6 protein-coding genes are annotated in these 11,815 nt (G+C 59.8%); all 6 read left to right on the top strand.

Annotated elements, in window-relative coordinates; translation table 11 throughout:
• Window positions 1–114 precede the first annotated feature (114 nt).
• The gene (locus PU683_RS00520; protein WP_277169622.1) at window positions 115–5,079 is read left to right on the top strand and encodes an alpha-2-macroglobulin family protein; all 4,965 of its coding nucleotides are present in this window, start codon (window positions 115–117) and stop codon (window positions 5,077–5,079) included.
• Window position 5,080: 1 nt separating this feature from the next.
• Complete coding sequence (gene pbpC, locus PU683_RS00515; RefSeq protein ID WP_277169620.1) at window positions 5,081–7,405, top strand: peptidoglycan glycosyltransferase PbpC; 2,325 nt, start codon at window positions 5,081–5,083, stop codon at window positions 7,403–7,405.
• Between the two features lie 149 nt (window positions 7,406–7,554).
• Window positions 7,555–7,986, top strand: coding sequence for a nucleoside-diphosphate kinase (gene ndk, locus PU683_RS00510; protein WP_023481239.1), 432 nt, complete (start codon window positions 7,555–7,557; stop codon window positions 7,984–7,986).
• 180 nt (window positions 7,987–8,166) lie between these two features.
• Window positions 8,167–9,333, top strand: coding sequence for a dual-specificity RNA methyltransferase RlmN (gene rlmN / locus PU683_RS00505; protein ID WP_277169619.1), 1,167 nt, complete (start codon window positions 8,167–8,169; stop codon window positions 9,331–9,333).
• Window positions 9,334–9,624: 291 nt separating this feature from the next.
• A complete protein-coding gene (gene rodZ / locus PU683_RS00500; RefSeq protein ID WP_277169618.1) occupies window positions 9,625–10,620 on the top strand; it encodes a cytoskeleton protein RodZ in 996 nt (331 codons plus the stop codon).
• A gap of 26 nt (window positions 10,621–10,646) precedes the next feature.
• Window positions 10,647–11,765, top strand: a complete 1,119-nt coding sequence (gene ispG / locus PU683_RS00495; protein WP_277169617.1) for a flavodoxin-dependent (E)-4-hydroxy-3-methylbut-2-enyl-diphosphate synthase — start codon at window positions 10,647–10,649, stop codon at window positions 11,763–11,765.
• The last annotated feature ends 50 nt before the right edge of the window (window positions 11,766–11,815 follow it).

The following is an 11,815-nucleotide window of genomic DNA, read 5'->3' as shown; positions in this document are numbered from 1 at the left end:
AAAATGCGCTTTGCGAGATGCTTTCCAGAATCCATCAGATATTTTGTATTTCCCACCGTTGCGAATGATAATGACGACGCCTCTCACAACGGGTCAATCACTCAGGGATACAGAATGAAACCGCTACGTTACGCGGCGCTGACTTTCGCGCTCCTCACCGCCTTCACGCTTGCAGGCTGTGACAATAACGATAAACCGAAGAGCGCCAGCGCGCCTGAATCCGCGTCCGCCTCATCTGCCGCGCAAACGCCTGCGGCATCAGCCATGCCGGATAAAGCCAAACGCGATGAACTTGCCGCGCGTAGCGAAGGCAAACCGTTAACCTTGCTGGATGCGTCTGAAGTGCAGCTCGACGGCAGCGCCACGCTGGTGCTGACCTTCTCGGTGCCGCTCGATCCGGATCAGAACTTCGCCCAGGTGGTGCATCTGGTCGATAAGAAGAGCGGCAAGGTCGACGGGGCCTGGGAGCTGGCTCCCAACCTGAAAGAGCTGCGCCTGCGCCACCTTGAGCCGAACCGCGAGCTGCTGGTGTCGGTGGAGAGCGGGCTGGTTGCGCTTAATAAAGCCACCTTCGGCAAGAGCTTCGAGAAGTCAATCACCACCCAGGACATTCAGCCCAGCGTCGGCTTTGCCAGCCGTGGCTCGCTGCTGCCGGGCAAAGTGGTTGAAGGGCTGCCGGTGATGGCGCTCAACGTCGAAAATGTCGATATCAACTTCTACCGCGTGAAGCCGGAGTCGCTGGCTTCATTCATTAGCCAGTGGGAGTACCGCAGTTCGCTCTCCAACTGGGAGTCCGATACGCTGCTGAAGATGGCGGATCTGGTCTATACCGGGCGCTTTGACCTCAACCCGGCGCGCAATACCCGTGAAAAACTGATGCTGCCGCTGAGCAGCATCAAACCGCTGCAACAGGCGGGTGTCTATATCGCCGTCATGAACCAGGCGGGGCACTACAACTACAGCAATGCCGCGACGCTCTTTACGCTCAGCAATATCGGCCTCTCTGCGCACCGTTATCATAACCGCCTGGATATCTTTACCCAGGGGCTGGAAAGCGGCGCGGCGCTCGGCGGTATCGACGTGATGTTGCTCAATGAGAAGGGGCAGAGCCTGGCGCAGGCGAAGACCGACAGCGATGGTCACGCCACGTTAAGCACCGATAAAGAGGGCGCGCTGCTGCTGGCGCGCAAAGAGGGCGAAACCACGCTGCTCGATCTTAACCTCCCGGCGCTCGATCTCGCCGAGTTCGCCATTACCGGCGATCCGGGCTACAGCAAGCAGTTCTTTATGTTTGGCCCGCGCGATCTCTATCGCCCTGGCGAAACAGTGATCCTCAACGGCCTGCTGCGCGACAGCGACGGCAAGCCGATTGCCGCGCAGCCGGTGAAGCTGGAGGTGGTAAAACCGGACGGGCAGGTGATCCGCTCGGTGGTGAGCCAGCCGCAGAACGGCCTTTATCACTTCACTTATGCGCTGGACGCCAGTGCGCAGACCGGCATGTGGCATATTCGCGCCAATACCGGCGACAACCTGTCGCGCGAGTGGAGCTTCCACGTCGAAGACTTTATGCCGGAGCGCATGGCGCTCAACGTCACGCCGCAGCCAACGCCGCTGGCTCCAGCAGCAGACGTGGTGTTTAACATTGAAGGCCACTATCTCTACGGCGCGCCTGCCAGCGGCAACGCCCTGCAGGGGCAGCTGTTCCTGCGCCCGCTGCGCGAAGCGGTTGCCGCACTGCCGGGCTTCCAGTTTGGCGATATTGCGGAAGAGAACCTGAGCCGCAGCCTCGATGAAACCCACCTCACCCTTGATGACGAGGGCAAAGGCGAAGTGACCACGCCGAGCCAGTGGCAGGATTCCCACTCGCCGCTGGAAGTGATTCTGCAGGCCAGCCTGCTGGAGTCGGGCGGCCGTCCGGTGACCCGCCGTGCGGAGCAGGCGATCTGGCCTGCGTCCGCTCTGCCGGGTATTCGCCCGCAGTTCGCCTCAAAAGCGGTCTATGACTACCGTACCGACACCACCGTCAATCAGCCAATTGTCGATGAGGGCGGTAACGCCGCGTTCGATATTGTCTATGCCGACGCGCAGGGTAACAAAAAAGCGGTCAGCGACCTGCAGGTGCGCCTGATCCGCGAGCGCCGCGACTACTTCTGGAACTGGTCGGAAAACGATGGCTGGCAGTCGCAGTTCAACCAGAAAGATCTGGTGGAAGGCGAGCAGAGCCTGACGCTTAAAGCTGATGAGACCGGCAAAGTCACCTTCCCGGTGGAGTGGGGATCCTATCGTCTGGAGGTCAAAGGCCCGGATGAGACCGTCAGCAGCGTGCGTTTCTGGGCTGGCTACAGCTGGCAGGATAACAGCGACGGCGCCGGCGCGGCACGCCCGGATCGCGTCACCATGAAGCTCGATAAACCCTCTTACAAAGCGGGCGATACGGTTAAGCTGCACGTCACCGCACCTGCCGCGGGTAAAGGCTATGCGATGATAGAATCCAGCGAAGGCCCGCTCTGGTGGCAGGAGATAGACGTTCCCGCCGATGGGCTGGATCTCTCGATCCCGGTCGATCAGAAGTGGCAGCGCCACGATCTCTATATCAGCACGCTGGTGGTGCGCCCTGGCGATAAGTCGAAATCCGCCACGCCAAAACGCGCGGTCGGCCTGCTGCATTTGCCAATGGGCGATGAGAACCGTCGCCTGGAGATTGCCCTCGACGCTCCGCAAAAAATGCGGCCAAACCAGCCGCTGAAGGTCAAAGTCAAAGCCTCAGCGAAAGATGGCGCGGTACCGAAACAGGTTAATGTGCTGCTCTCTGCCGTTGACAGCGGGGTGCTGAATATTACCGATTACGTGACGCCGGATCCGTGGCAGGCCTTCTTCGGCCAGAAACGCTACGGCGCGGATATTTATGATATTTACGGCCAGGTAATTGAAGGCCAGGGCCGCCTTGCGGCATTGCGCTTCGGCGGTGACGGCGATGAGCTGAACCGCGGTGGCAAACCGCCGGTTAACCATGTCACCATCATTGCCCAGCAGGCACAGCCGGTGACGCTGGATGACAACGGTGAAGGGATCGTTACGCTGCCGATTGGCGACTTCAACGGAGAACTGCGCGTCATGGCACAGGCCTGGACGGCAGAGGATTTTGGCAGCAGTGAAAGCAAAGTGGTGGTAGCAGCCCCGGTGATTGCCGAGCTGAACACACCGCGCTTCCTCGGCAGCGGTGACACCTCACGCCTGACGCTGGATCTCAGCAACCTGACGGACAAGCCGCAAACCCTGAATGTCGATCTGACGGCAAGCGGTCTGCTCTCACTTGAGGGGGCCGCCACCCAGAGCGTCACCCTCGGAGCCGGTAAACGCACCACGCTCTTTATTCCGGTGCGCGCGCTGGACGGCTTCGGCGACGGCGAAATTGCCGCGCAAATCAGCGGCCTTGCGCTGCCAGGCGAAACCTTTGCGCCGCAGCATAAGCAGTGGAAGATTGGCGTGCGCCCGCCTTTTGCGGCGCAGACCATCAACACCGGTGCGATGCTGAATCCGGGCGAAAGCTGGCAGGTGCCAGGCCAGCACCTGGCGGGCATATCTCCTGCCACGCTGCAGGGTCGCTTGCTGCTCAGCGGCAAACCGCCGCTTAATATCGCCCGTTACATTCAGGAGCTGCGCGCTTACCCGTATGGCTGCCTGGAGCAGACCGCCAGCGGGCTCTTCCCGTCGCTCTACACCAATGCCGCGCAGCTTAAAGCGCTGGGCATCAAAGGTGAGAGTGATGAGCAGCGCCGCGCGGCGGTGGATATCGGCATCTCCCGTCTGCTGCAGATGCAGCGTGACGACGGCGGCTTCTCCCTGTGGGATAAGAGCGGCTCGGAAGAGTACTGGCTCACCGCCTACGTGACCGATTTCCTCGTCAGCGCCTCGGCGCAGGGCTACAGCGTTCCCGCTGAAGCGCTGAACAACGCTAACAACCGTCTGCTGCGTTATTTGCAGGATCCGGCGGCGATGGCGGTGCGCTACAGCGACGATCTGCCGGCGACGAAATTTGCCGTGCAGAGCTACGCCGGGCTGGTGCTGGCGCGTCAGCAGAAAGCACCGCTGGGCGCGCTGCGTGAAATCTGGCAGCGCCACGAACAGGCGAAAGCGGGGCTGCCGTTAATGCAGCTTGGCGTTGCGCTGAAGCTGATGGGCGATGCCCAGCGCGGCGATCAGGCTTTCGCGTTGGCGCTGAAAACGGAACGCGTGGCGGAAAACCGCTGGCTGGCGGATTATGGCAGCAACCTGCGTGATAACGCGCTGATGCTGGCGCTGCTGCAGGACAATAAGCTGCTGCCGGACGCGCAGGCGCACCTGCTGGCCACGCTCTCCGGAGAGGCCTACAGCCAGCGCTGGCTCTCAACCCAGGAGAGCAACGCGCTGTTTATGGCTGGCCGCAATCTGCAAAACAGCACCGGTAACTGGCAGGCGCAAACCTCGCTTGATAGCGCGATGCTTGCCGGTAACACCGCGCAGAGCCGAAACCTTGAAGCAGATCAGCTTAGTGCACTGCAGGTGACCAACAGCGGCACAGCACCACTGTGGCTGCGTCTCGACACGACAGGCTATCCAGAGCAGGCACCGGCGCCTTCGGGCAAGGTGCTGCATATCGAGCGCACCGTACTCGGTACAGACGGGCGCAGCAAGTCGCTCTCTTCCCTGAAGAGCGGTGAGCTTGTGCTGGTATGGCTGGAAGTGACGGCCAGCCAGAACGTCCCGGACGCGCTGGTGGTCGATCTGCTGCCTGCCGGTCTGGAGCTGGAAAACCAGAACCTGGCCAGCAGCAGTGCCAGCCTGCAGGAGAGCGGCAGCGAAGTGCAGGAGCTGCTTAACCGCATGCAGCAAGCCGATATTCAGCATATGGAGTTCCGTGACGATCGCTTTGTCGCCGCCGTACCGGTGAGCGAAGGGCAGCCTGTCACGCTGGTCTATCTGGCGCGTGCGGTCACGCCGGGCACCTACCAGGTTCCGGCCCCGCAGGTGGAATCGATGTATGTTCCGCAGTGGCGGGCAACCGGCGCGGCCAGCGGCCCGTTGATCATCACGCCATAACGTGAAGATTGTCTCTCTGATACGCACCCGCTGGCGCTGGCTGGCGGGTGTGCCTCTTCTCTTCGTGCTGCTGGTTATCGCCGCCGATAAAATCTGGCCCCTGCCCCTGAACGAGGTGTCACCCGCGCGGGTGGTGGTGGCTGAAGATGGCACGCCGCTGTGGCGTTTTGCTGATGCCGACGGTATCTGGCGCTATCCGGTGACTATCGAAGAGGTCTCGCCGCGCTATTTACAGGCTCTTATCCAGTATGAGGATCGCTGGTTCTGGGATCACCCCGGCGTTAATCCCTTCTCTATCGCGCGCGCGGCCTGGCAGGATCTGCGCTACGGGCGCGTGGTCTCTGGCGGCAGTACGCTTACCATGCAGGTGGCGCGTCTGCTCGACCCACATCCGCGCACCTTTGGCGGCAAAGTTCGCCAGTTGTGGCGGGCGATGCAGCTGGAGTGGCATCTCTCCAAGCGCGACATCCTGACCATTTATCTCAACCGCGCGCCCTTTGGCGGTACGCTGCAGGGGGTGGGGGCGGCGAGCTGGGCCTATCTCGGCAAACCGCCCTCAAAGCTGAGCTATGCGGAAGCGGCGCTGCTCGCCGTGCTGCCACAGGCCCCGAGCCGTTTACGCCCGGACCGCTGGCCGCAGCGGGCACAGGCGGCGCGCGATAAAGTGCTGGATCGCATGGTGACCCAGCAGGTGTGGCCGGTGGCTCAGGTGAAAGAGTCACGCGAAGAGCCGGTATGGTTAGCGCCGCGGCAGATGCCGCAGCTGGCCCCGCTCTTTGCCCGTCGTATGCTGGGCGCTAACAAAAAGCTGAAGGTGACCACGACGCTGGATGCCAGCCTGCAGCGACAGCTGGAGGAGCTGGCGCTGAGCGTTAAACCCCGGCTGCCGATGCGCAGTTCGCTGGCGATCATCGTGGTCGATCACACGGATATGAAAGTCCGCGGCTGGGTGGGGTCGGTGGATATCAACGACGACAGCCGTTTCAGCCATGTCGATATGGTCAGCGCCGTGCGCTCGCCGGGCTCGGTGCTCAAACCCTTTATCTACGGTCTGGCGCTGGACGAAGGGCTGATCCACCCGGCATCGCTATTGCAGGATGTGCCGCGGCGGGTTGGCGATTATCGCCCCGGTAACTTCGACAGCGGTTTTCATGGCCCGGTGAGCATGAACGAGGCGCTGGTACGCTCGCTGAACCTGCCTGCGGTACAGGTGCTGGAGGCCTACGGGCCGAAAAAGTTTGCCGGTAACCTGCGCAACATCGGGCTGCCGCTGATGCTACCCGCCGGCGCGGAGCCAAACCTCTCGCTGATCCTCGGCGGTGCGGGTGCGCGACTGGAAGATATTGCTGCTGCATACAGCGCTTTTGCCCGCGAAGGTAAAGCAGGCAAGTTAAGGCTGACGCCCGATGAACCGCTGGCTGAACGCCGCCTGATGTCGCCGGGCGCGGCGTGGATCATCCGCCGCATTCTGGCGGGTGAAGCGCAGCCGGTGCCGGACAGCGCGTTGCCGCAGGTGGTGCCACTGGCGTGGAAAACCGGCACCAGCTACGGTTACCGCGATGCCTGGGCCATCGGCCTGAACGCCCGGTATGTGATTGGTATCTGGACCGGGCGCCCGGACGGCACGCCGGTTGCCGGGCAGTTTGGTTTTGCCAGCGCCGTGCCGCTACTCAACCAGGTGAACAATCTGCTGCAACCGCGCTCTGCGCTTGAGCAGGCGCGCTTGCCGCGCGACCCGCGTCCGGCGTCGGTGAGCAGGGGCGTGATCTGCTGGCCTGGCGGGCAGAGCCTGCCTGCCGGAGACAGCAATTGTCGCCGCCGCCTTGCCACCTGGTTACTTGATGGCAGCCAGCCGCCGACGCTGTTAATGCCGGAGCAGGAAGGGCTGCACGGCATCAGTTTTCCGCTGTGGCTGAACCCTCAGGGGCGGCGCGTGGCGGCGGATTGCCCGGATGCGCAGCAGAAAAACTGGATTGTCTGGCCGCTGCCGCTTGAGCCGTGGCTGCCGCCCGGCGAGCGTCGCGCCGCACGCTTACCGCCGGCGGACAGCGTCTGCCCGCCGCGGGATGAGAACGCACCGCCGCCGCTGTTGTTAAACGGCGTACGTGAAGGCGCGGTGATCAAGCGCGTGCCTGGCCAGGATTTTGCGATCCTGCCTCTGCAAAGCAGCGGCGGGGAAGGAGGGCGCTGGTGGTTTTTGAATGGCGACCCTTTAACGGCGCGCGGCACTTTATTGAGCCTGAAGCTTGATAAAGCCGGTGAGTATCAACTGGTGGTAATGGATGACGCAGGGCAGGTTGCCGCCGTGCAGTTTACAGTGCAATAGGGCGAGAAAGAGCGCACGGAGCTGTTGGTGTTGCTCAAACTCATCTTATTTTAAAAAAATGTTACCTTAATCCATAGGCAAGACCGGTGTTGCTCTTTATAATCCGCGCCACACCTATTGAGGCAACAGAACAACTTACTGAGGTAATCATGGCTATTGAACGTACTTTTTCCATCATCAAACCGAACGCGGTGGCAAAAAACGTTATTGGTAACATCTTCTCTCGCTTTGAAGCGGCAGGTTTTAAAATCGTTGGCACCAAAATGCTGCACCTGACCGTTGAGCAGGCGCGCGGCTTCTACGCTGAGCACGAAGGTCGCCCGTTCTTTGATGGCCTGGTTGAGTTCATGACCTCTGGTCCGATCGTGGTTTCCGTACTGGAAGGCGAAAATGCCGTTCAGCGTCACCGCGACCTGCTGGGCGCAACCAACCCGGATAACGCACTGGCCGGTACTCTGCGCGCAGATTACGCAGACAGCTTCACCGAGAACGGCACCCACGGTTCCGACTCCGTTGAATCTGCCGCTCGCGAAATCGCTTACTTCTTCGCTGAAGGCGAAGTTTGCCCGCGCACCCGTTAATTTCCGGTTAACTGTGTAACGAGATTTACACTTTAATTGGTAAATGCCGCGTCCAGGCGTGGTATCTGTGCGACAGAATTTGTACAATGTTGCGCCCCAGGATGAGCCGATGCTTGCCTGGGGCGCTTCTTTTTAACCCTCCACGGGCCACAACGTGTAATAACGAGGCCGGAATAAAATATGTCTGAACAAATTGCCATGTCTGAGAGCGACGCTCTCACGGTTCCAAACAAAGATGCAAAAATTAACCTGCTGGATCTCAACCGTCAGCAGATGCGTGAGTTTTTCAAAAACTTAGGCGAAAAACCGTTTCGCGCCGACCAGGTGATGAAGTGGATGTATCACTACTGCTGCGACGACTTTGATGAGATGACCGACATCAACAAAGTGCTGCGTGGCAAGTTAAAAGAGGTCGCGGAGATCCGCGCGCCGGAAGTCGTCGAAGAACAACGCTCTTCAGATGGCACCATTAAATGGGCTATCGCCGTGGGCGATCAGCGCGTTGAGACCGTCTATATCCCGGAAGAGGATCGCGCGACGCTCTGCGTCTCCTCCCAGGTCGGCTGTGCGCTGGAGTGTAAATTCTGCTCAACGGCGCAGCAGGGCTTTAACCGTAACCTGCGCGTATCGGAAATCATCGGTCAGGTGTGGCGCGCTGCGAAAATCATCGGTGCTGCCCGTGTGACCGGCAACCGCCCGATCACCAACGTGGTAATGATGGGCATGGGCGAACCGCTGCTGAACCTCACCAACGTCGTACCGGCGATGGAGATCATGCTGGATGATTTCGGTTTTGGTCTCTCCAAACGTCGCGTGACACTTTCGACCTCCGGCGTCGTTCCGGCCCTTGATAAGCTCGGCGATATGATTGATGTTGCGCTGGCGATCTCGCTGCATGCGCCAAATGACGCCATCCGCGACGAAATTGTGCCGATCAACAAAAAGTACAATATCGAAACCTTCCTCGGATCGGTGCGCCGCTACCTTGAGAAGTCCAACGCCAATCAGGGCCGCGTGACCATTGAGTATGTGATGCTGGATCACGTCAATGACGGCACCGAACACGCCCATGAGCTGGCTGAGCTGCTGAAAGATACGCCGTGCAAGATCAACCTGATCCCGTGGAACCCCTTCCCGGGCGCGCCGTATGGCCGCAGCTCCAACAGCCGGATCGACCGTTTCTGCAAAGTGCTGATGAGCTACGGCTTTACCACCATTGTGCGTAAAACCCGCGGCGACGATATCGATGCCGCCTGCGGTCAGCTGGCGGGTGATGTGATTGACCGCACCAAGCGCACTATGCGCAAACGCCTGCAGGGCGAGCCGATCGCGGTTAAAGCCGTGTAAGCGTGACTGCGGCGCGGAGTTGGCGCCGCAGGTTCGGTAGATGTTGAATATTTGGCCTGCTTATATAGAGGCCGTTAATAATTACGGTGCGTTTCCTCTGACTTTGAGGCAGTATGTAATGCTGGAACAACGGCTTAGCAAATAGTGCTGAAAGCCGTCCTGTTATCATGAACCTGACAGTCTTATACTGTGGGTCTACGTTTAACTGACCCGGATTTTTCGCGGCGTGTGTAGGTTATGCGGTTATGCGCGCCTGTGTGTTTACTTTTCACGTACCAGTAGTTGTAGCGAATGAATACTGAAGCCACTCAAGACCAAAACGAAGCACAATCCACGGGCGTTCGTCTGCGCAATGCTCGTGAGCAACTTGGACTCAGCCAGCAAGCGGTTGCCGAACGCTTGTGCCTGAAGGTCTCCACGGTACGCGATATCGAAGAGGACAGGTCGCCTGCCGATCTGGCATCCACCTTTGTGCGCGGTTATATCCGCTCCTATGCTCGCCTGGTGCACATTCCCGAAGAAGAGCTGCTGCCGATTCTTGAGAAACAAGCGCCGATCCGCGCGGCAAAAGTTGCACCGATGCAGGGCTTTGCGCTGGGTAAACCGCGCAAAAAACGCGACGGCTGGTTAATGAGCATCACCTGGCTGGTGCTGTTTGTGGTCGTGGGCCTGACGGGCGCCTGGTGGTGGCAGAACCACAAAGCGCAGCAGGAAGAGATCAGCACCATGGCCGATCAATCCTCCGCCGAGCTTAATGCCAGCAATGGCCAGAGCGTGCCGCTGGATAACCAGGCCGCGTCTACTCCGGTGGATAATGGTTCCACCCCGGTTGAAACTCCGGCCCCGACCAACAGCGAGCAGGCTCCTGCCACCACTTCACCTGCCGCCACCGCCAACCAGAACAGCGTGGTTCCGCCTTCGCAGGCGAACATTGAACCTTCTGCCCAGCAGCCTGCTGCTACCACCGCCAATAATGCCTCTCAGCTGCCAACCGATCAGGCTGGCGTGGCGGGCGCATCTGCCGACGCGAATGCGTTGGTGATGAACTTTACTGCCGACTGCTGGCTAGAAGTGAGCGATGCGACCGGTAAGAAACTCTTTAGCGGTATGCAGCGTAAAGATGCCACGCTGAATCTCACCGGCCAGGCGCCCTATAAACTGAAAATTGGCGCGCCGTCGGCTGTCCAGATCCAGTTCCAGGGAAAACCTGTCGATCTGAGTCGTTTTATCAGAACTAACCAGGTTGCGCGTCTGACCCTCAATGCCGAACAATCAGCAGCACAGTAACAGACGGGCAACGCGGGAGATCATTCATGCATAACCAGTCGCCGATCCAACGGCGGAAATCAAAACGGATCTATGTTGGTAATGTGCCGATCGGCGATGGTGCCCCCATCGCCGTGCAGTCTATGACAAACACCCGCACCACGGATGTTGAAGCGACGGTCAACCAAATCAAATCATTAGAGCGCGTCGGCGCAGACATTGTGCGTGTCTCGGTGCCGACGATGGACGCGGCAGAAGCGTTCAGGCTTATCAAACAGCAGGTAAGTGTCCCGCTGGTCGCCGATATTCACTTTGACTATCGCATCGCGCTGAAAGTCGCCGAGTATGGCGTCGACTGCCTGCGTATCAACCCGGGTAATATCGGTAACGAAGAGCGTATCCGCAGCGTTGTCGACTGCGCGCGCGATAAAAATATCCCCATCCGCATCGGCGTTAATGCCGGTTCGCTGGAAAAAGATCTGCAGGAGAAGTATGGCGAGCCGACGCCGCAGGCGCTGCTCGAATCAGCCATGCGCCATGTAGATCATCTCGATCGCCTCAACTTCGACCAGTTCAAAGTGAGCGTGAAAGCCTCCGACGTGTTCCTCGCCGTGGAGTCCTACCGCCTGCTGGCGAAGCAGATCGATCAGCCGCTGCATCTTGGGATCACCGAAGCGGGCGGCGCGCGCGCAGGCTCGGTCAAATCCGCGATTGGCTTAGGCCTGCTGCTCTCGGAAGGGATCGGCGATACCCTGCGCATTTCGCTGGCGGCCGATCCGGTTGAAGAGATCAAAGTCGGCTTTGATATCCTGAAATCCCTGCGCATCCGTTCTCGCGGTATCAACTTTATCGCCTGCCCGACCTGCTCCCGGCAGGAGTTTGACGTGATTGGTACGGTCAACGCGCTGGAGCAGCGGCTGGAAGATATCATCACCCCGATGGATGTTTCGATTATCGGCTGCGTGGTGAACGGGCCGGGCGAAGCGCTGGTCTCGACCCTTGGCGTGACCGGCGGGAATAAGAAAAGCGGCCTGTATGAAGATGGCGTACGTAAAGATCGCCTCGATAATGGCGATATGATCAGCCAGCTTGAGGCGCGTATTCGTGCGAAAGCCGCGATGCTGGATGAAGCGCGACGTATCGATGTCATGCAGGTAGAAAAATAAGGGTGCCGCGAAGGCTGGCATCCCGTGTATCATGAGCCCGCCCGGCGCGA

This window comes from Candidatus Kosakonia sp. 282A-S69 (assembly GCF_029433855.1).
GTDB lineage: Bacteria > Pseudomonadota > Gammaproteobacteria > Enterobacterales > Enterobacteriaceae > Kosakonia > Kosakonia cowanii_A.
Note: the sequence above shows the minus strand (reverse complement) of the source record. Positions and strands in the feature narration are given on the sequence as shown.